The 20,302-nt window shown below is 70.5% G+C and carries 15 protein-coding genes and 1 pseudogene; 9 read left to right on the forward strand and 7 right to left on the reverse strand.

Annotated features, from left to right (window positions below; all coding sequences use genetic code 11):
* Positions 1 to 108: 108 nt before the first annotated feature.
* Entirely contained in the window at positions 109 to 438 is a 330-nt protein-coding gene (locus OO69_RS52060; RefSeq protein ID WP_158713436.1) for a hypothetical protein, read from the reverse strand.
* 48 nt (positions 439 to 486) lie between these two features.
* On the opposite strand from OO69_RS52060, the pseudogene OO69_RS48980 reads away from it, so the two are divergent.
* Positions 487 to 1,061, forward strand: a pseudogene (locus OO69_RS48980) (HXXEE domain-containing protein).
* Between the two features lie 42 nt (positions 1,062 to 1,103).
* Here the strand turns inward: OO69_RS48980 and OO69_RS29515 are convergent.
* Positions 1,104 to 1,907 (reverse strand): endonuclease I family protein, encoded by an 804-nt coding sequence (locus tag OO69_RS29515; protein ID WP_033283866.1) that lies wholly within the window; start codon positions 1,905 to 1,907, stop codon positions 1,104 to 1,106.
* A 208-nt stretch (positions 1,908 to 2,115) separates the two neighbouring features.
* Complete coding sequence (locus OO69_RS29520; RefSeq protein ID WP_033283867.1) at positions 2,116 to 4,410, reverse strand: glycosyltransferase family 39 protein; 2,295 nt, start codon at positions 4,408 to 4,410, stop codon at positions 2,116 to 2,118.
* A 145-nt stretch (positions 4,411 to 4,555) separates the two neighbouring features.
* Here OO69_RS29520 and OO69_RS29525 point away from each other — a divergent pair, with 145 nt between their 5' ends.
* The 5 genes from OO69_RS29525 (at position 4,556) to OO69_RS29545 (ending at position 12,434) form a co-directional block, all read left to right on the forward strand.
* Positions 4,556 to 5,407: a serine hydrolase gene (locus tag OO69_RS29525; RefSeq protein ID WP_033283868.1), complete on the forward strand. Its 852-nt coding sequence runs from the start codon at positions 4,556 to 4,558 to the stop codon at positions 5,405 to 5,407.
* 82 nt (positions 5,408 to 5,489) lie between these two features.
* Positions 5,490 to 6,536: an esterase-like activity of phytase family protein gene (locus tag OO69_RS29530; protein WP_033283869.1), complete on the forward strand. Its 1,047-nt coding sequence runs from the start codon at positions 5,490 to 5,492 to the stop codon at positions 6,534 to 6,536.
* A gap of 163 nt (positions 6,537 to 6,699) precedes the next feature.
* On the forward strand, positions 6,700 to 10,431 hold the full coding sequence (locus tag OO69_RS29535; protein WP_033283870.1) for an ABC transporter ATP-binding protein: 3,732 nt from the start codon (positions 6,700 to 6,702) through the stop codon (positions 10,429 to 10,431).
* Between the two features lie 83 nt (positions 10,432 to 10,514).
* On the forward strand, positions 10,515 to 10,901 hold the full coding sequence (locus OO69_RS29540) for a hypothetical protein (protein WP_199811053.1): 387 nt from the start codon (positions 10,515 to 10,517) through the stop codon (positions 10,899 to 10,901).
* A 108-nt stretch (positions 10,902 to 11,009) separates the two neighbouring features.
* Entirely contained in the window at positions 11,010 to 12,434 is a 1,425-nt protein-coding gene (locus OO69_RS29545; RefSeq protein ID WP_033283872.1) for a S28 family serine protease, read from the forward strand.
* A gap of 39 nt (positions 12,435 to 12,473) precedes the next feature.
* Here the strand turns inward: OO69_RS29545 and OO69_RS29550 are convergent, their stop codons facing one another.
* Entirely contained in the window at positions 12,474 to 13,115 is a 642-nt protein-coding gene (locus tag OO69_RS29550) for a hypothetical protein (protein WP_033283873.1), read from the reverse strand.
* 111 nt (positions 13,116 to 13,226) lie between these two features.
* Positions 13,227 to 15,047 (reverse strand): glycoside hydrolase family 3 protein, encoded by a 1,821-nt coding sequence (locus tag OO69_RS29555; protein ID WP_051801264.1) that lies wholly within the window; start codon positions 15,045 to 15,047, stop codon positions 13,227 to 13,229.
* 507 nt (positions 15,048 to 15,554) lie between these two features.
* On the opposite strand from OO69_RS29555, the gene aroA reads away from it, so the two are divergent.
* From aroA to OO69_RS29570, 3 genes are all read left to right on the forward strand, one after another.
* Positions 15,555 to 16,835, forward strand: a complete 1,281-nt coding sequence (aroA, locus tag OO69_RS29560) for a 3-phosphoshikimate 1-carboxyvinyltransferase (RefSeq protein ID WP_033283875.1) — start codon at positions 15,555 to 15,557, stop codon at positions 16,833 to 16,835.
* On the forward strand, positions 16,820 to 17,473 hold the full coding sequence (locus tag OO69_RS29565; protein WP_033283876.1) for a GNAT family N-acetyltransferase: 654 nt from the start codon (positions 16,820 to 16,822) through the stop codon (positions 17,471 to 17,473). The genes aroA and OO69_RS29565 overlap by 16 nt, the downstream gene beginning before the upstream one ends.
* 108 nt (positions 17,474 to 17,581) lie before the next feature.
* The gene (locus OO69_RS29570; protein ID WP_033283877.1) at positions 17,582 to 18,169 is read left to right on the forward strand and encodes an RBBP9/YdeN family alpha/beta hydrolase; all 588 of its coding nucleotides are present in this window, start codon (positions 17,582 to 17,584) and stop codon (positions 18,167 to 18,169) included.
* Here OO69_RS29570 and OO69_RS29575 read toward each other — a convergent pair.
* Together OO69_RS29575 and OO69_RS29580 are read right to left on the reverse strand one after the other, a co-directional pair.
* A complete protein-coding gene (locus OO69_RS29575) occupies positions 18,150 to 19,403 on the reverse strand; it encodes an MFS transporter (RefSeq protein ID WP_033283878.1) in 1,254 nt (417 codons plus the stop codon). The genes OO69_RS29570 and OO69_RS29575 overlap by 20 nt on opposite strands.
* A 79-nt stretch (positions 19,404 to 19,482) precedes the next feature.
* On the reverse strand, positions 19,483 to 20,283 hold the full coding sequence (locus OO69_RS29580) for a sugar phosphate isomerase/epimerase family protein (protein ID WP_033283879.1): 801 nt from the start codon (positions 20,281 to 20,283) through the stop codon (positions 19,483 to 19,485).
* Positions 20,284 to 20,302 lie beyond the last annotated feature (19 nt).

The following is a 20,302-nucleotide window of genomic DNA, read 5'->3' on the forward strand; positions in this document are numbered from 1 at the left end:
GCTCTGGCAAGTCTCGTGGCTGTTGCAGGTACCTTGCTCGGATCGTTCGCCACGTTCCTTTTCCAACGAAGGACGGCGGACCGCGCCGAAGCCTTCATGTGGAGACGGCTAACCCGGGAAGAGCGCCTGACTGCCTACAGCGGCTTCGCCGAAGCCGTCGTCGCATATCGCCGTGCGCAGTACGAACCGTTCCATCGAAGGCTGGAAGCGCGGGACAGCCCGGAACTTGCCAGTGCGAAGGCGGAGTCGTACCACCGTCGCATGGTCGCGCAGCAGGCTCTTTTCCGGGTCCAGCTCGTCACCGAGGACCCAGACCTTGTTCGGCTTGCGGAAGGAGCCCTCGAAGCCACCAGGATGATGGGCGAGGCCACGGACAGGCCAAGCCTGGAGAGCAGCGTCGGGCAGGCCGTGCAGGCGCTCAGTGAATTCGTACTTCATGCGGGTGCGCACCTGCGCGCCTGAACCCGCCTGGCAGACTTCCCGCCCATGGGTGGACACGAGGTGGGAGATGGCGGCCGGGCGGTCGAAGTCGCAGTGACCTTCGGGCTGTTGGCGGCCTGGGCCGTGCATGACCTGGAGGAAGCGGCCGCGATGCCGGGCTGGGCCCGAGGCCGGGTTCCCGGGCTGCGGGAGCGTTGGCCGCGGGTGCCGGAGCGGGTGTGGCGGCGACTGGAGGCCACCGACGGGCGGGAGTTCGTCGCGGCCGTTGCCCTGATGGCCGGGGTCGTTGCGGCTGCCGCCGGTGACGGGCACCGTACCGGTGGGCGGTCCGGGTTCTATCAAGGGGCCTGAACGGGTTCGGGTTGCACGCCCTGGTGCATCTGGGGCAGGCCGTCGCCATGCGTGGGTATACGCCCGGGGCGGTCACCTCGCCCCTCGTGGTCATCCCGTTCACGGTGTGGGCCCGGGGCCGGCTGCGGCGGGCCGGTGTTCTGCGTCCCGCGCGACCGCGTGACGTGGCACAGGGGCTCGCGCTCGCCGCCGTGGCCACGGTCGGGACGCATGCCGTGGCGCGGCGGTTGTTGCGCCGGGGTGGGCGGCACCTATCACCTGTGACCTGAACTCCCCCTGGTGTAGGGGGAGTTCAGGTCAGCATCCGCTTCCTACCAGATCGCCTCGACCCACTCCGGGTGGTCGATGAACGGGTTCCGGTTGTGCTGGTACGTGTCGTAGATGACCTGGTTGCGGTTCTCCTCGAAGGCGCTGGGCGGGTCCGCCTCGTTCCAGGCCTTGAGGACGGAGAGCTTGCCCATGTAGGGGTTGCTGCCGTTGTTGACCTTCTCGTTGGGCTCGAGGTCGGCGAAGCCGTCGTCGCCCTCGTAGCGGACGGCCATGTAGAGGATCATGCGGGCCACGTCGCCCCGGTCCGCCGCGCGCGGGGCGAAGGAGTCGGAGTCGACGGTGCTGCCGCCGCCGTTGGTGACCGCGCTGCCGCCGTTGTCGAAGTCCAGGTTGCCGCGGATGCTGTTGACCTGGACGTCCGCGGGACGCAGGTGGTGCAGGTCGGTGCCGGGACCGGTCACCTCGCCGAAGTCGCCGTGGGACTTGGCCCAGGTGTGCTCGCGGTTCCAGTCGCCGACGTCGCCGCCGTTCAGGGACTTCGCGCGGGAGACACCGCTGTACAGCAGGATCACGTTGTTGCTGTTGTTCGGGTCCTGGTCGGTGACCTTCAGCGCGTTCCAGACCGCCGAGTACGAGATCTTGGTCTGGCTGCTGATGATCGTGTGCAGCGAGGACTTGAGGGCGGTGCCCGTCTTGCCGACCGCGTTCTTGTAGTACGTCGAGTCGTACGACGTGGTCGTGGCCGACGCCGGGGTCGCGGTCAGGGCCGGCACGGTGAGGCCGACCAGGACGGCTGCGGTCGTCAACGCCACCGATTTCCAGCGGTGCATGCGAGTCGCGAACATAAAGAGTGTCCCATCTACGCGGGTTGAATGGGGCGGCAAACGGGAGCGTGACATGTTCATGCGGTCGAGTAAATAAACGGGACGTGTCGATCCGGTGACCTGAAGCGACAATTTGCCCTGTGTCTACGCGAGTTGACGGTGTGATGACCTACCAAAACGGCCCCCGACCTTGTGGTCGGGGGCCGTTGGCCGTTCGGCTACGTGCGGGTCACTTCACGTCCGACGGGTCCAGCCGGTAGATCGTCGACGTGCTGGTCGTGGAGGTGGAGGAGGTCGACGAGCTCGAACTCTTCTCCGTCGACGCGCTCTTGTCGTACGCGCTCTCCTTCACCGCCGTCGCGTTCTTCTGCACCCACGCGGTGATCTCGGTGTTCAGGGTGCTGTTGCCGCCCATCCCGCCGCCACCGAGCTGGATGTAGTGCAACTCGCCCTTCTTCACCAGCTCCTTGAGCTTGGCGAGGGTCATCGCCTTGTCGGAGCCGGTGAAGCCCCACATGGAGATGACGGGCTTGTGGGTGCTGAGGATCAGCTGGCCCGCGCTCTGCGAATTGGACACCGCGAGCAGCCACTTGGCGCCGTCCTGGTGCTTCTCCAGGTACGAGATGAGCGCGCTGGACGTGGTGCCGCCCATGCCGCCACCACCGCCCATACCGCCACCGCCGAAGCCGCCGCGCGTACCGCCGGTGCCGGTGCCAGTGCCGCCAGGAGCCGTACCGCCGCCGGGGAACTCCCCGGTGGTACCGCCCTGTTGACCACCGGCCGTGCCACCGGTGCCGCCGGTCGGCGCCCCGCTCGGAGCCCCGCCGCCCTGCGGTACCTCACCGGTACCGCCGCCACCCGGAGTCATCCCGCCGGGCACCTCGCCGCTCGCCGTGCCGCCGCCCTGCTGGGTGCCGCCGGGCATCTCGCCGCCGCCGGGACCGCCGTTGCCGCCGCCGAAGCCGCCACGGCCGCCGCCCCCACCGGGGCCGCCCATGCCGCCGCCCGTCGACGGACCGGCCGTCGGGTTCGTACCGCCCATGCCGCCGCCCGAACCGCTGGACGCGGCCGGAGTCACGGCGTATGCCGTCGGACCGGCGAGCGCGGCGATGATCGCCGCCGCGAGGGACGCGGTCAGGAGGCGACCACGGTTGCCGGAGCGGAAGACGAACAGGCCCACGATCGCGAGGACCATCAGCACACCGATCGTCGGCCACAGCCAGGTGTTCCAGCCGGAGGCCCGGCGGAGTACGACGATCGCCCAGATCCCGGTGACCCCGAGACCGGCCGGCAGAACCCAGGACCAGCGGGCGTCACCGCCGCGGAACGCGCGCCACAGCATCACGCCGCCGCCACCGCACAGGGCGGCGATGCCCGGCGCGAGCGCGGTCGTGTAGTACGGGTGCATCGTGCCCTGGGCCATGCTGAACGTGACGTAGTGCAGCAGGGTCCAGCCGCCCCACATGACCAGCGCGGCGCGCGTCGGGTCGGTGCGCGGGGCGCGGCCTACCAGGGTCAGGCCGGCGATCAGGGCGATGGCCGAGAAGGGGAGCAGCCAGGAGATCTGGCCGCCGAGGATGTCGTTGAACATACGGCCGATGCCCGCGGTGCCGGCGAACGTACCGCCGCCACCCCCGCCCCCGCCGCCGTTGCCCTCGCCGCCGAACACGCGGCCGAAGCCGTCGTAGCCCATGATTAGGTCCCAGGCCGTGCCGTCGGTCGAGCCGCCGATGTACGGGCGGTCCGAGGCCGGGACGAGGGAGACGGCCGTGGCCCACCAGAAGCTGGAGACGGCCAACGCGACCGTGGCCAGGGCGAGTTGGACGAGCTTCTTCTTCCAGCCGAGCTTCGACGCGAAGAGGTACACGGCGAAGACGGCGGGCAGGGCGATGTAGCCCTGGAGGAGCTTGGTGTTGAACGCGAAGCCGAAGCAGACCGCGGAGCCGATCAGCGGCAGCAGGCGCTCGGTGCGCACCGCGCGCAGACCGAGGGCCGCGCCCGCCACCATCAGCAGGACGAGGATCGTGTCGGGGTTGTTGTCACGGTTGATGGCGACCGTGATGGGGGTGAGGGCGAGGACCAGCGCCGCGATCGCCGCGGCCACGTGGCCGAAGTACCGCTTCACGGAGGTGTGCAGGATCCAGATCGTGCCGAGCGCGGCGGCGACCTCCGGCAGCATCATCTGCCAGGTGCCGAAGCCGAAGATCCGGCACGACAGGCCCATCACCATCAGGGAGAAGGGGGGCTTGTCGACCGTGAGGAAGTTGCCGGCGTCCAGCGAGCCGAAGAACCAGGCCTTCCAGTTCTGCGTGCCGCTGTAGATCGCGCTGCTGTAGAAGCTGTTGAGGCTGGAGCCGGAGAGGTTCCAGGAGTACAGCACCGCGGCGAGGACCATGACGGCGATCAGCGCGGGCAGCGACCAGCGGGGCGCCTTCTCGGGCGGCGCGTCGGCGGGTGGGGCCGGCGGCGGCCAGTCGGCGGACGCGGGTTCGGTGTGGGGGTGTGGATCGGTGGCAGATGTCACCCACGCATCGTGCGAAAGCAGGGTGGGTGACTGCTGTGCCGAACCTGGCGGCCCGCTGTGAATTCGCAAAGGGCGGAGTAACGCGTCGTACAACCGTTCCCCAACCCGTACAACCTTTCACGCCTTCCTGTGAGTCAACTCATGCATGACTCAGTCTCTTTGGACATCCCGCCGGGCCAGAGTGGTGGCCGTCGGCGTGGGCGCCGGCCTCCTCATACCCGTGCTGGCCGCCGCGACGCCCGCTGCCGCGGCCACCCCGACGGTCAGCTGTACGTCGGCCAAGGCGGGCCTCGCCGCCAAGCTCAAGAAGGACATCACCGCGGCCCTCGCGACCCGTAAGGGAACCGTCGCCGTAGGCCTCTACGACCGCACCACCAAGACCACCTGCACCCTGCGGGCGACGAGCGCCTACGACTCGGCCAGCACCGTCAAGGTCACCGTCCTCGCCACGCTGCTGTGGGACGCGAAGAAGCACAACCGCACGCTGACGACGCGGGAGTCGACGCTCGCCAAGGCCATGATCACCAAGTCGGACAACGACGCGACCTCCACCCTGTGGAAGCAGCTCGGCCTGACGAAGATCAAGGGCTTCCTGGCGGCGGCCGGCATGACCCAGACCAAGCCCGGCGCGAACAACTACTGGGGCCTGACCCAGGAGACGGTCACCGACGAGCAGAAGCTGCTCAAGCTGGTCACCGCCAAGAACACGGTGCTGAGCGACAACTCCCGTGCGTACATCCTGAAGTTGATGAACCAGGTCATCTCGTCGCAGCGCTGGGGCACCCCGTCCGGCGCCCCCTCCGGCGTCACCGTGCACGTCAAGAACGGCTGGCTGCAGCGCTCCACGCACGGCTGGCGCGTCCACAGCCTGGGCACCTTCAACGGCGGCGGCCACGACTACATGATGTCCGTCCTCACCCAGGACAACAGCACGATGAGCTACGGCATCACCACGATCCAGGGTGTCGCGAAGGCGATCCACAAGGACCTCGCCTAAAACCCCTTAAAACCCCAGCTCAAGGGCATCGTTTTACTGCGCGGTCTCCCGCACGTCACCCGCCCGTCCTACGGTGACGCCCATGCGCCTGAGAACCGTACTCGCGACCGCGACCGCCGGCCTGGCGGCGGCCACCTGCCTCACCGCCGCCGCCGGGCCCGCGAACGCCAGCAACTCCCGTACCAGCAACGCCTGTTCGTCCTCCGTCTCGATCGACCGCTTCTCCGACGCGCTCGACAAGACGACGTACGACGGCACCTTCGTCGGCAACTTCTCCGCGCTCGCCGTGGACAAGGACGGCTCGATCGCCGCGCTGGAGGACCGTTCCTCGCTGTTCGACCTGAACGCGAAGACGCTCCAGCCCGAGCGCGTCGTCCCGCTCGCCGACGAGAACGGCGCCGCGCTCGACTCCGAGGGCCTGGCCATCGACCGCGACGGCACGCGCCTGATCACCTCCGAGACCGAGCCGTCGATCCGCCGCTACTCCCGCGACGGCAAGATCCTCGACCGCCTCCCGGTCCCGTCCTCGCTGCTGGTCGCCCCGGCCGGCCGGGCCGTCTCCAACCAGACCTTCGAGGGCCTGACCCTGCTGCCCGGCGGACACACCCTCCTCGCGTCGATGGAGTACCCGATCGCCGGGGACACCTCGGGCGACGTCCGCTTCCAGACCTGGACCCGGACCAAGGGCGACCACTTCAAGCTGGCAGCGCAGTACGCGTACAAGCCGGACGCCTCCTTCCTCGGCGTCCCCGAGGTGCAGTCCCTCCCCGACGGCCGCCTCCTCGTCCTGGAACGCGGCTTCACCAGCGGCGTGGGCAACACGGTCCGCCTCTACCTGGCCGACCCCCGCCACGCCACGGACACCAGCGGCATCGACTACCTCACCGGCCAGCCCGGAGTCCACCTGATCAAAAAGACCCTCCTGGCGGACATCGCCGACTGCCCGTCCCTCGGCGCCACAGCGAAGCAGCCCCAGCCGAACCCCCTCCTGGACAACATCGAGGGCATGGCGATCACGGGCAAGGAGAAGGGCGCCTACAAGGTGCTCCTGGTGAGCGACGACAACCAGAACGCGGTCCAGACGACCCGCTTCTACTACCTCCGGGTAAGGGCAACCCCCGCCTTTTAGTCTTTCAGGGGCGCGGGGAACTGCGCGACCAGCCACAGCGCACCCGCACCCGAAAACGCACCCCCCGCGCGAAGCGCAACATTGCGGAGGGATGAAATCCGCTTCATTCCGCGTTGGTGCCTTCCGTAAGACCAGCAGATCAGGGGCGAACGGAAGGCACCGCGTGGCAGCGAAACAGGGGGACCCACAAGGCTGGGCAAGAAGGCTCGCCGCCTACGCCTGGCGCTACCCCAAGGACGTCATCCTCGCCTTGGGCGCCTCCCTGGCCGGCATGGCGGTCATGGCCGTCGTCCCCCTCGTCACCAAGGTGATCATCGACGACGTGATCACCGGCCACACCCGCTCCATGGCCCCTTGGGCGGCCGCCCTGATAGTCGCCGCCCTCCTCGTCTACGTCTCCACCTACATCCGCCGCTACTACGGCGGCCGCCTCGCCCTCGACGTCCAGCACGACCTCCGCACCGAGATGTACGGGACGATCACCCGCCTCGACGGCCGCCGCCAGGACGAGCTGTCCACCGGCCAGGTCGTAGGCCGCGCGACCAGCGACCTCCAGCTGATCCAGGGCCTGCTCTTCATGCTCCCGATGACCATCGGGAACGTCCTGCTCTTCGTGATCTCCCTCGCGATCATGGCCTGGCTGTCCCTCCCCCTGACCCTGATCGCCCTGGCGGTCGCCCCCGCCCTCGGCTTCATCGCCCGCCGCAGCCGCAGCAAACTGCACCCCTCCACCTGGTACGCACAGGCCCAGGCCGCCGCCGTGGCCGGTGTCGTCGACGGCGCCGTCAGCGGCGTACGCGTGGTGAAGGGCTTCGGCCAGGAGGACCAGGAGACGGGCAAGCTCCGCGAGGTCGGCCGCCGGCTCTACGCGGGACGCCTCCGCACGATCCGCCAGAACGCCAAGTACACCCCCGCCCTCCAGGCCGTCCCCGCCCTCGGCCAGGTCGCGATGCTCGCGCTCGGCGGCTGGCTCGCGGTGCGCGGCCACATCACGCTCGGCACGTTCGTCGCGTTCTCCACCTACCTCGCCCAACTCGTCGGCCCGGTCCGCATGTTGGCCATGGTCCTCACGGTCGGCCAGCAGGCCCGCGCGGGCACCGAACGCGTCCTGGAACTGATCGACACCGAGCCCTCCATGACGGACGGCACCAAGGAACTCCCCGCCGACGCCCCGGCCACGGTCGAGTTCGACGACGTCTCCTTCGGCTACGACCACGAGCGCCCCGTCCTCAACGGCCTCACCTTCGAGATCCGCCCCGGCGAGACCCTGGCGGTCGTAGGCTCCTCGGGCTCCGGCAAGTCGACGGTCTCGCTCCTCCTCCCGCGCTTCTACGACGTCACCCACGGCGCCGTCCTCATCGGCGGCCACGACGTCCGCGAACTCACCCTCGACTCGCTGCGCGCCGCGATCGGCCTGGTCCCCGAGGACTCCTTCCTCTTCTCGGACACGGTCCGCAACAACATCGCCTACGGCCGCCCCGACGCGACCGACGAGCAGATCCTCACCGCCTCCCGGGCCGCGCAGGCCGACCGGTTCATCGCGGAACTCCCCGACGGCTACGGCACGACGGTCGGCGAGCAGGGCCTCACCCTCTCCGGTGGCCAGCGCCAGCGCGTCGCCCTCGCCCGCGCGATCCTCACCGACCCGCGCCTGCTGGTCCTGGACGACGCGACCTCGGCGGTGGACGCGCGGGTCGAGCACGAGATCCACGAGGCCCTGAAACAGGTCATGGAGGGCCGCACCACCCTCCTCATCGCGCACCGCCGCTCCACCCTCAACCTCGCCGACCGCATCGCCGTCCTCGACGGGGGCCGCCTCGCCGACATCGGCACGCACGACGAACTCCAGGAGCGCTCACCGCTCTACCGCCGCCTCCTCACCGACCCCGACGAACTCGGCGGCGTCTCGCCCGGCCACGCCCAGCCCGCCGCACCGGCCGAAGACACCTCCGTACGGGACGAGTTGGACGCGGAGTTCGACGCCGAGCGCGGGCTTACGCCCCGGCTGTGGACCGGCGACCGCGAGCCCAAGGACACCGCGCTGTCCGGGATGCCCGCGACGCCCGAACTCCTTGCCCAGGTCGACGCGTTGCCCCCGGCGACCGACGTCCCCGACATCGACGAGGCGGGCGCGGTACGGGCCGAGGACTCCTACGGCCTGCGCCGGCTGCTGCGCGGATTCGGCACCCCGCTGCTGATCAGCCTCGGCCTGGTCGCCGTGGACGCGGGCATGAGCCTGCTCCTGCCGATCATGATCCGGCACGGCATCGACCAGGGCGTCACCAAGATGGCGGTCGGCGCGATCTGGTCGGCCTCAATCCTGGCCCTGCTCGCGGTAGTTGTGCAGTGGGCGGCCCAGCGCGGCGAGACCCGCATGACGGGCCGTACCGGTGAACGGGTCCTCTACACCCTCCGCCTCAAGATCTTCGCCCAGCTCCAACGCCTCGGACTCGACTACTACGAGCGGGAGTTGACGGGCAGGATCATGACGAGGATGACGACGGACGTCGATGCGCTGTCGTCGTTCCTGCAGACAGGCCTGGTCACGGCCTTCGTCTCGGTCGTCACCTTCTTCGGCATCATGGTCGCCCTGCTGGTGATCGACGTACAGCTGGCACTGGTCGTGTTCGCGACCCTGCCCCCGCTGGTCATCGCGACCTTCTTCTTCCGCCGGGCCAGCGTGAAGGCGTACGAACTCGCCCGTGAGCGCGTGTCGTTGGTCAACGCCGACCTCCAGGAGTCGGTGTCCGGGCTGCGGATCGTGCAGGCGTTCCGGCGCGAGAAGGACGGCGGCCGACGCTTCGCCGAGCGCAGCAGCAGCTACCGCGAGGCGCGTACCCGGGGCCAGTGGCTGATCTCGATCTACTTCCCCTTCGTGCAGTTGCTGTCGTCGGTGGCGGCGGCGTCCGTACTGATCGCGGGCGCGGGCAGGGTGGACAACGCGACCCTGACAACAGGCGCGTTGGTCGCCTACCTGCTCTACATCGACCTGTTCTTCGCCCCGGTCCAGCAGCTCTCCCAGGTCTTCGACGGCTACCAGCAGGCGACCGTCTCCCTGGGCCGCATCCAGGAGTTGCTCCAGGAACCGACGTCCACCCGAGCCGCCGACGAACCGCTCGAAGTCCTCTCCCTCCGCGGTGAAATCGCCTTCGAGGACGTTCACTTCGCCTACGGAGACGACGAAGAGGCCATCGGGGGAGTGCGGTTGAGCATCCCCGCCGGACAGACGGTCGCCTTCGTCGGCGAGACCGGCGCGGGCAAGTCGACCCTCGTGAAACTGGTCGCCCGCTTCTACGACCCGACGGGCGGTCGCGTGACGGTCGACGGCACCGACCTCCGCGCCCTCGACATCACGTCGTACCGCCACCACCTGGGCGTCGTCCCCCAGGAGGCATACCTCTTCCAGGGCACCGTCCGTGACGCGATCGCCTACGGCCGCCCCGACGCCACCGACGCCGAGGTGGAGGCGGCGGCCCGCGCGGTCGGCGCGCACGAGATGATCGCGACGCTCGACGGCGGCTACCTGCACGAGGTTGCCGAGCGCGGCCGCAACCTCTCGGCGGGCCAGCGCCAGCTGATCGCTTTGGCCCGCGCCGAACTGGTCGACCCCGACATCCTCCTCCTCGACGAGGCGACGGCCGCCCTGGACCTGGCGTCGGAAGCCCAGGTCAACCAGGCCACCGACCGCCTCGCGGGCCGCCGCACCACCCTCGTCGTCGCCCACCGCCTGACGACGGCGGCCCGCGCGGACCGGGTCGTGGTGATGGATCACGGGCGGGTCGTCGAGGACGGCACCCACGACGAGCTGCTCGCGCTGGACGGGTACTACGCCGAGCTGTGGCGCACCTTCGTCGGGGCGCCCGAGACGGAGGAGCCGGTCGCGGCGCCCGGCTGAGGGTCGCGCAACCATGCGACATACGTCTTGCGTCCGTACATCAGTACGCTGTTCGGCTGCTGTGCTGTGCGGGAGGGGACACTGTGGACATGGGTGCGCTACGACGGCGGGTGGCGCTCGGCATGGCCGTGCTCAGCACGTCCGGGCTGCTCGCGCTCGCGGCCCCCGGCACCGCCCAGGCGGCCGCGGTCTGCCCCGGGCGCAAGGCCGCGACGCTCCCCTTCTCCACCGGTACCGTCCACGTCTTCCGGCGGGGCGGGTACGTCTGCGCGTACACCGCCCCCAAGAACCCCGGCGCCAAGCGCACGATGTCGGTCAGTGTGCAGGCCCGCGGCAACCGCCCGGTCGTCGACGAGGGCCGGTACACGCGCCGGGCCGGACCGGTCACCGTGCACGCCGGTCACCGGTGCGTCCTGGTGAAGGGTGCGGTGGGCGGCGGCTCGGTCAGCTCGGGCTGGATCCTCTGCTGAACCGATCGCCGAGGCGCAGGTCAGCGCCCTGGCCGCACAACCACCCCTGGTGTGACGGGAGTTGCTCCGATAGCTTCCCGTTCACAACTGCCTCACAGGGGAGTATGCATGCGCAAGGCGCTCAGATGGCTGCTGGCGCTCACCGTGCTCATAGGCACGCTGGGCACGGCCGGGGCGGCCACCGCCGCCGAGGCCGGCCGGACCGGTCAAGTCGCGGACATCAAGGACCAGTTGCTGGCGATACCCGGCATGAGCCTGGTCGAGGAGAAGCCGTACACCGGCTACCGCTACTTCGTCCTGAACTACACCCAGCCGGTCGACCACCGGCACCCGTCCAAGGGCACGTTCCAGCAGCGGATCACCGTGCTGCACAAGGACGTCTCACGCCCGACGGTCTTCTACACCAGCGGCTACAACGTCTCGACGAACCCCAGCCGCAGCGAACCGACCCGCATCGCGGACGCCAACCAAGTCTCCCTGGAATACCGGTACTTCACGCCGTCCCGCCCGGCCCCGGCCGACTGGTCCAAGCTCGACATCTGGCAGGCGGCCAGCGACCAGCACCGCGTCTTCAAGGCCCTCAAGCCGATCTACACCAAGAACTGGATCGCCACCGGCGGCTCCAAGGGCGGTATGACGGCCACCTACTTCGAGCGGTTCTACCCGCGTGACATGGACGGCGTGGTCGCCTACGTCGCCCCCAACGACGTGGTGAACAACGAGGATTCGGCCTACGACCGCTTCTTCACCAAGGTCGGCACCAAGGAGTGCCGCGACCGCCTGGACGCCGTACAGCGCGAGGCGCTGGTGCGCAGGGACGCGCTGGAGAAGAAGTACGCGGCGTACGCGGCCGAGAACGGCTTCACCTTCACCACCGTCGGCAGCCTGGACAAGGCCTACGAAGCCGTCGTCCTCGACTACGTCTGGGGCTTCTGGCAGTACAGCCTGCTCTCCGACTGCGACACCATCCCGGCGAACGCAGCGACCGCCACCGACGACGAGATCTGGACCTCGGTCGACACGATCTCCGGCTTCTCCTTCTACACGGACCAGGGCCTGGACCCGTACACCCCGTACTACTACCAGGCGGGCACCCAACTCGGCGCCCCCACCATCAAGTTCCCGTACATCGAGAAGAAGTACCTCCGCTACGGCTACCAGCCGCCCCGCGACTTCGTCCCGCGCTCCATCCCGATGAGGTTCCAGCCGAACGCCATGCGGGACGTGGACAGCTGGGTCCGCCACCACGCCGACCACATGCTCTTCGTCTACGGCCAGAACGACCCGTGGGGCGCCGAGCGCTTCGCCGTCGGCAAGGGCTCGAAGGACGCGTACGTCTTCACCGCGCCCGGCCTCAACCACGGCGCGAACGTCGCCGGCCTGACCGCCGACCAGAAGGCGCTGGCCACCGCCCGCATCCTCGCGTGGGCCGGCGTCCCGGCCACGACCACGGCACAGGCGAAGCCCCTCGCACCGTACGACGCGAAGCTGGACCGTCAGGACGTACAGCGCGAGCCGACGCTCCGCCCGTAGCAACCTCCGTAATGCGCCCGGCTGTTGGTGGTCACCCGACTACACCGGCCGGGCGCAGCCCACGGGTTGCTCGCCGCCGAGCTGCACATACAGGGCGGTCGAAGCGGGGCAACTCGCCCTCCGCAGCACGGCTTTGACCACCTTGTACTGCGGCTTCTTCGGCCCCGAGCCGTCGCACGCGGTCTCCCGGACCTGCCCGCTGCCCGAGCCGTAGACACAGTCACCGACGATCGTGCGGGGCCCGCCCCCGCCGCCCGGGTCGCCGGGGTGCGGCGGCTCCAGGTTCCGCATACAGGCGTAGCCCTTGGGTACGACCCCGTCGCCGCCCGCGCCCGACGACCCCTGGGCGCTGATGTGCAGCACGAAGTCCGTGGTCGCCGGACACACCGGACCGGCGCTCACATCACCGTCGTAGCGGGCGATGACCCGGGCGGCGGCCCGCTCACTGGTGCACGGCACCTCGGTGAAAGTCGTCGTACCGAAGGAACTGCACTCGTCGACGCCGAGGAACACCGCGCCGTAGCCGGAGGGTTGGGTGGACGCGGACGACGACGCGGCCGCCTTCCCGCCGAGGCGTCCGTCACCCTCGCCCGATCCTGAACCGTGCGCGGCCTGGCAGCCCGTCGTCAGGGCGGCGAGCAGCGCCGCGCACACCACCCCCACGCACCATCGCTCACGCATCGGTCCCCCCGGCTGCCCCCGCCCAGCGTGACCCGCGACAGCGGGCGCACGCCAGACGTGCGGGGGGCTTTGGGCCAGTTGGCGGGGGTGGGGCGGGTGGGGAACGTACCCCTAGTACGACAGCCCGTGCCCTACGGGATACAGCACCTGCGTCGGATCATCCGCGCGCTGCACCGCGACCGGGAGCTTCCCCCGCGGCCGGACCCGGCCCGCGATCACCCGTGCCGCCGCCCGGAGTTCGACGTCGGTCCAGGAGTAGGACGCCAAGTAGGCGGACACGGCGGGCAGTTGGGCAACATCGTAGGGGTTGCGGACGGCGACGGCCACGACCGGTTTCCCGGTGGCGACCAGTTGCTCGACGAGCGTCTTCTGCGCATCGGCCGCCGTGACGTTGTAGGTCGCCACCACCACCGCGTCCGCCGCACGCGCCGCCGTCACGGCCTTCGCGACGGTCGCGGCGGACGGAGCCGTACCGGTGGACAGGGCGGTCGCCGTGAACCCCGACTCCCCTAGGGCGGTGGCCAGTACACCGGTGGGTGGACCCGTAGTACCCGTAGGGGAGGCCGGATCGGCGCCGACCACCAGGACCTTCCCGTGCGTACGACGGGACAGCGGCAGCAGCCCCGCGGAGTTGACCAGCAGGGTGGTGGTCCGCTCGGCGATGCGGTCGGCGGCGGCGAGGTGGGCGGGGGTCCCGACCGTGCGGTCGACGCCCGCCCGGCTGACGTAGACGTCCTCGAACAGCCCCAGCCGCTCCTTCAGCCGCAGCACCCGCAGGATCGACTCGTCGAGCCGCGCCTCCGTCAACTCCCCGCCCTGCACGGCCTTGAGCACGGCGTTCCAGGCGACGTCCAGGGAGGGCGGGTTGAGGAGTTGGTCGACCCCGGCCTTCAAGGCCAGCACCGGCACCCTGTCGTCCCCGTACTTCTGGCGTACCCCCTCCATGCCCAGCGAGTCGGTGATCACGACGCCGTCGTAGCCGAGTTCGCCGCGCAGGATGCCGGTGAGGATGGGGTGGGAGAGGGTGGCCGGGTCGCCGGAGTCGTCGAGGGCCGGGACCATGATGTGGGCGGTCATGATCGAGCCGATGCCCGCCTTGACGGCCGCCCGGAAGGGGACGGCGTCGAGCGCCTCCCACACCTCGCGGCTGTGCGTGATGACGGGGAACCCGAAGTGGCTGTCCACGGCGGTGTCCCCGTGCCCCGGGAAGTGCTTGGCGGTAGCGGCGACTTGGCTGCTCTGATATCCCTTCACCTCGGCGGCGACGAGGCCGGCCACCGCGTCCGGGTCGGCGCCGAAGGACCGTACGCCGATGACCGGGTTGGCCGGGTTGACGTTCACGTCGGCGTCGGGGGAGTAGTCCTGGTTGACGCCCATCGCGCGCAGCTCGGCGCCGGAGATCCGGCCGAGGGTGCGGGCGTCGCCGCGGGAGCCGCCGGCGCCGATCGCCATCGCGCCCGGGAAGAGGGTCGCGGGTGCGCCGATACGGCAGACGATGCCGTGTTCCTGGTCGGTGGCGACCAGTACGGGGAGCCCTCGGGGTTTGCTGAGGGACGCCTTCTGGATGCCGTTCGAGAGGTCGGCGATCTGGTGGGGGTCGCGGGTGTTGTGGGCCCAGGTGAAGTAGATGATGCCGCCGACGTGGTACTTGGCGATCAGTTCGGCGGCCGTGCGCACGCCGATCTCGCTCAGGTTGGCATCGATGTCGGCCTGGTCGGGGGCGGTGGCGGAGTGGCCGTAGACCCGCATCACGAAGAGCTGGCCGACCTTCTCCGGCAACGTCATGCGGGAGATCAGCGAGCGGAGTCTCTTGTCGTCGGCGTGGGCGGTGCCGCCGACCGCGAGGGACGCGGTGACGCCCATGGTCGCGGCGAGGACGGTACGTCTGGAGGGCACGTGCGCTCCTTCCGGAGGTGTTCCACTTCGGATCATCGGATCCGCTGAAGGAAACTTCCAAGACTTCACGAATATCCGGGAAGTTTCTGCCAGTCAAGGGAACGCACAGTACCCAGCGAGGGAGCCGCCATCGGCGCAGTTGGAGGGGGGCGCGCCGATGACGGCTTGCTGCCGGCCGCGGCACGGAGGAGAGGGTTTGTCAGCTTTCGCAGCCAGCAGCGAGGCCGACGCCGTGCCACGGAGACTCGTCCGGCAGCATGCGGATTGGACGGCGGGGAGGGGATGCGGGTTCCCTCCTTCCGGTCGATTCCCGGAAGTTGGTGAAGCGGTGCACAACGGGGCGGATGCGGTGACGCACAGGGATGTGCGGGTGAACGGTGGAGACGGGCGGACGGATGGCGGCGACGTACGGGCGAAGGGTGGAGGCGGGCGGGCGAACGGTGGAGACGTACGGGCGAACGGCGGAAGCGTGCGGGCGAACGGTGGTCGTCCATCCCGTGGACGTCCCGGCGGGGCGGCCGACAGCCGCCCGATCATGAGGGCATGCCCGTAGTCGACATCCCCGGTTCCAAGTCCATCACCGCCCGCGCGCTGTTCCTGGCGGCGGCCGCCGACGGCGTCACCACCCTCCGGCGCCCCCTCCGCTCGGACGACACCGAGGGTTTCGCCGAGGGCCTGGCCCGGCTCGGCTACCGGGTCGGCCGGACCCCGGACGCCTGGCAGATCGACGGCCGCCCGCAGGGTCCGGCGGTCGCGGAGGCGGACGTGTACTGCCGGGACGGCGCGACGACGGCCCGCTTCCTGCCGACGCTGGCGGCGGCGGGCCACGGCAGCTTCCGCTTCGACGCGTCCCCGCAGATGCGCCGCCGCCCGCTCCTCCCGCTCACCCGGGCCCTGCGCGACCTGGGCGTCGACCTGCGCCACGAGGAGGCGGAGGGCCACCACCCCCTGCGGATCGAGGCGTCCGGTGTGGAGGGTGGCGAGGTGGTCCTGGACGCCGGCCAGTCCTCCCAGTACCTGACCGCGCTGCTCCTCCTCGGCCCCCTGACGAGGAAGGGCCTGCGCATCAGGGTCACGGACCTGGTCTCCGCGCCGTACGTCGAGATCACGATCGCGATGATGCGGGAGTTCGGGGTGGAGGTCCGCAAGGAGGGTGCTACCTACGTCGTCCCGCCGGGCGGCTACCGGGCCACCACCTACGGGATCGAACCGGACGCGTCCACCGCGAGCTACTTCTTCGCGGCGGCGGCCGTGACGGGTGGAGAAGTGACGGTCCCGGGGTTGGGCACGGGCGCGCTCCAGGGCGACCTGGGCTTCGTCGACGTACTGCGCCGGATGGGCGCGGAGGTGGAGACCGGCGCGAAGGGCACCCGGGTGCGCGGCACGGGCGAGTTGCGCGGCCTCACGGTCAACATGCGGGACATCTCGGACACCATGCCGACCCTGGCCGCGATCGCCCCCTTCGCCTCGGGCCCCGTCCGCATCGAGGACGTCGGCAACACGCGGGTCAAGGAATGCGACCGGCTGGAGGCGTGCGCGGAGGGCCTCCGGCGGTTGGGCGTGGAGGTGGCGACGGGCCCCGACTGGATCGAGATCCGCCCGGGCGCCGTGCCGGGGTCAACTCCCGTCACGGGCACGGAGATCAAGTCCTACGGCGACCACCGCATCGTCATGTCCTTCGCGGTGACCGGGCTGCGGGTGCCGGGTATTTCGTTCGACGACCCGGGGTGTGTGCGGAAGACTTTTCCGGGGTTCCATGAGGTGTTCGGGGTGTTGCGGGGGCAGTTGCCGGGAGAGGGAGTCAGCGGGTGGGTTTCGAACTGAAGGGGCCGGTCCTGGCGGGTGGGTTGGTGCGCCTGGAGCCGCTCGATCATCGGCACGCGGCCGATCTGGGGGAGGCGGCGGAGGAGGACCGGGGTTCGTACGCGTTCACCTGGGTGCCGAGGGCGGATGAGGTGCAGGCCTATATCGACGCCCAGTTGGGCCGGGCGGCGACGGGCCGACTCGCGCCGTACGCCCAGGTGTCAACGGCGACGGGGAGGGCGGTCGGTGTCACGGCCTACTGGGAACCCCGCTCCTGGCTGACGGACGACCGGCTCGACGCAGTGGAGGTCGGGTTCACCTGGCTGGCGGGTTCGGCGCAGGGCACCGGGGTGAACGCCGAGGCCAAACTCCTGCTGTTCCGGCACGCGTTCGAGGAGTGGGGCGTCTCCCGGGTCGACCTGAAGACGGACGCCCGCAACGACCGCTCCCGCGCCGCGATCCAGAGCGTGGGCGCCCGTTTCGAGGGCGTACTGCGGAACTGGTCCCGGTCCTGGGCGCCGGGGGAGGAGGGGCGGTTGCGTGATTCCGCGATCTACTCGATCACGGCGGCGGAGTGGGAGGAGTGCGGGGCGGGGTTGGAGGCGCGGGTGCGGGCACGGTCGGCGCGGTACAACTCAGGCGCGCACGGCCCGAGTTGATCGCGGACCTCGCCGGCTCCGGATCGGGCGTCGGCGGTGACTTCGCGCAGGGACGTCCGGGCGCGACCGGCTGGACCGATCGGCCGGTGATCGGAAACGATCGTCCTCATGAACTCCTACCTCATCCTCCACGGCTGGCAGAACCACCGCCCGAAGGAGCACTGGCAGCACTGGCTGGCCGACCGGCTCGGGGAGCTCGGTCATCACGTCGTCTACCCCCAGTTGCCCGATCCCGACGCACCCGACCTGGACGTGTGGCTGGGTGAACTCGCGCGTTGCCTGGGCGAGTTGAAGAACGGCGGCGGTGCCGAGCGGGTCGTCCTCGGACACAGTGCCTCGGCGCTGCTCTGGCTGCACGCCGTCGCCCGCGGGCAGGTCCAGGGCGGTGCGGTGGACCGGGTGCTCCTGGTCGGACCGCCCTCCCGTGCTGTGGTCGCGCAGTATCCGGAGGTGGCCGGATTCGCCCCGCCCGCCGCCGACTTCACGCTTCCCGGAGACGTCCGCCTGGTCGCCGGTGACGACGACCCGCACTGCCCGGAGAACGCCCGCACCGCCTACGGCGATCCGTTCGGCATCCCCACCGAACTCATCGCGGGCGCGGGCCACTTGGACCTAGTCGCCGGTTACGGCTCGTGGCCCGCGGTGCTGGACTGGTGCCTGGACGGGACGGCGCCGCTCACGGCTCGTCCGGTGTGACCCCGGCCCCCGCCCCGGCGCGCAGTTCCGGCGTACTCGCCCCCACCCCCGCCACCGCCAGCACACACAGCAGCCCGCCGGTGAACAGGGCCGTCGCGCCCGAGGTCCAGCCCGCGACCAGGCCGCCGCGGAGGTTGCCGAGGTTGGGGCCCGCCTGGCCGACGATCTGTTCGGCGGCGGAGACGCGGCCCAGGAGGGCGTCCGGGGTGTGGGTCTGGATGATCGTGCTGCGGGAGAGCACGGACGTGGAGTCGGCGGCGCCGGCCAGGGCGAGGAACGCGAGGCCCGCCCACGGGTTCGTCATCAGGCCGAAGGCCGCCAGCGCGGCGCCCCACGTGCTCGCGCCGAGCAGCATCACCAGGCCCGGGCGGCCGAGCCGGGTGACGGTGCCGGAGAAGACGGACGCCGTGATGCCACCGACCGAGATCGCCGAGAGGAACAGGCCCAGGGTGCGCGGATCACCCCCGAACCGCTCGGAGTTGATCAGCGGGAACAGGCTGATCGGCATCGCGAGGACCGTCGCCGCCAGGTCGGTGAGCAGCGCGCCGCGCACCACCCGGTGGCCGGCCAGGAAGCGCAGGCCGTCCAGGACACCGTGCAGTCCGGCCCGCGACGGCTCGCCCTCCGGCGGCAGCGCGGGCAGGCCGAAGGCGCCGTAGAACCCGAGGAGGAAGGTGAGCGCGTCGGCCAGGTAGCAGGCGCCGATGCCCGCCCAGCCGATCAGCAGGCCGCCGAGCGCGGGGCCGACGAGCATCATGGTCGTGAACGACATGGTGTTGAGGGCGAGACCGGCCGCCACCTGGTCCTTCGGCAGCAGCCGGGGTATGAACACGCCCGACGCCGGGCCGCCCACCGCGCCGAAGCACGACTGCGCGGCGACCAGCGCGAGCACACCGAGCACCGGGACGTGACCGGTGAACCCCTGTACGGCGAGGAGCAGCGAACAGACCGCCTGCGCCACGGTGTTGAAGAGGTAGATGCGCCGCCGGTCACCCCGGTCCACCCATGAACCGGCGAACAGCCCGACGACCACAGTAGGCACCGCGTTCGCCAGTCCGACCGCGCCTGTCCAGACCGTGCTGTGGGTCATGTCCCAGACCTGGTACATGACGGTCACCATGGTCATGAACCCGCCGAGCACGGACACCGTCCGCCCGATCAGCAGCCGCCGGAACACCGGGGACGTCCGTAGGGGCCGGACGTCGATCAACGTATGGGTGAGGCTGGGGCTCATGAGGGCATGACGGGGCGCGGGGCGGGGTGAGGAGGCACCGGGGGACCCTAAGCCGCGGCCTGCCGGGGCCGCCAGTTGTTTACGCGGAGTCGTTGAGCAGCCGCGCCAGGTGATCGTGGCCGGCGGCCAGCAGTCCGGGGAGCGGGGCGGCGGCCTCGTACCAGCGCTTCTCGTACTCCCAGCACAGCCAGCCGTCCCATTCGTGCCGGGAGAGGACCTCGACGCACTCGGCGAGCGGGAGGACTCCGGAACCGAGCGGCAGCGGGGTGGTGTCGGCGGCCGACGCGATGTCCTTGACCTGGACGTATCCGAGGTACGGGCCCAGCGCGGCGATCGTCTCCGACGGCTGCTCGCCGCCGAGCCAGGTGTGCATGACGTCCCACAGCGCGCCGGCCTGCCGGTGCCCGACCGGGCCGAGCACGCGGAGCGCGTCCGCGCCGGTGCGGTGCGAGTCGTGGGTCTCCAGCAGGACCCGTACGCCGAGGTCGGCACCCCACTCCGCCGCGGTACCGAGCCGCCGCGCGGCCGTGGCGTCGGCCTCCTCCACGGACTGCTCGGTGCCGCCGCCGGGAAAGACGCGGATGAAGGGCGCGCCCAAGTCCCGTGCCAGCTCCAGCAGTTCACGGATCTCGGCGAGTACGGCGGCGTCGTCGCCCGGTGCCGCCACCCGCGCATACCCCGCGAGGCTCAGGACTTCGACCCCGGACGCCTTGAACTCGGCGACCACGTCGGCCCGTTGGGCGGCGTCGATACCGGGGTGCACGGGCTCCTCGGGGTGCGCGCGCAACTCGACGCCGTGGTAGCCGTGCGTGACGGCGAGGTCCAGGACGTCGGTCACGGGGAGGCCGGGGACACCGAGGGTGGAGAAGGCGAGCTTCATGCCACGGACCCTACTCGTC

Source organism: Streptomyces sp. NRRL F-525 (assembly GCF_000716605.1).
In the GTDB taxonomy this organism is placed as follows: domain Bacteria; phylum Actinomycetota; class Actinomycetes; order Streptomycetales; family Streptomycetaceae; genus Streptomyces.

Bases quoted from the DNA above. Each gene is read 5' to 3' on its own strand.
- OO69_RS52060 (WP_158713436.1), bottom strand. From the start codon at position 438: ATGAAGTACGAATTCACTGAGCGCCTGCACGGCCTGCCCGACGCTGCT.
- OO69_RS29515 (WP_033283866.1), bottom strand. From the start codon at position 1,907: ATGTTCGCGACTCGCATGCACCGCTGGAAATCGGTGGCGTTGACGACC.
- OO69_RS29525 (WP_033283868.1), top strand. From the start codon at position 4,556: ATGACTCAGTCTCTTTGGACATCCCGCCGGGCCAGAGTGGTGGCCGTC.
- OO69_RS29530 (WP_033283869.1), top strand. From the start codon at position 5,490: ATGCGCCTGAGAACCGTACTCGCGACCGCGACCGCCGGCCTGGCGGCG.
- OO69_RS29545 (WP_033283872.1), top strand. From the start codon at position 11,010: ATGCGCAAGGCGCTCAGATGGCTGCTGGCGCTCACCGTGCTCATAGGC.
- OO69_RS29550 (WP_033283873.1), bottom strand. From the start codon at position 13,115: ATGCGTGAGCGATGGTGCGTGGGGGTGGTGTGCGCGGCGCTGCTCGCC.
- OO69_RS29555 (WP_051801264.1), bottom strand. From the start codon at position 15,047: ATGATCCGAAGTGGAACACCTCCGGAAGGAGCGCACGTGCCCTCCAGA.
- aroA (WP_033283875.1), top strand. From the start codon at position 15,555: ATGCCCGTAGTCGACATCCCCGGTTCCAAGTCCATCACCGCCCGCGCG.
- OO69_RS29570 (WP_033283877.1), top strand. From the start codon at position 17,582: ATGAACTCCTACCTCATCCTCCACGGCTGGCAGAACCACCGCCCGAAG.
- OO69_RS29575 (WP_033283878.1), bottom strand. From the start codon at position 19,403: ATGAGCCCCAGCCTCACCCATACGTTGATCGACGTCCGGCCCCTACGG.
- OO69_RS29580 (WP_033283879.1), bottom strand. From the start codon at position 20,283: ATGAAGCTCGCCTTCTCCACCCTCGGTGTCCCCGGCCTCCCCGTGACC.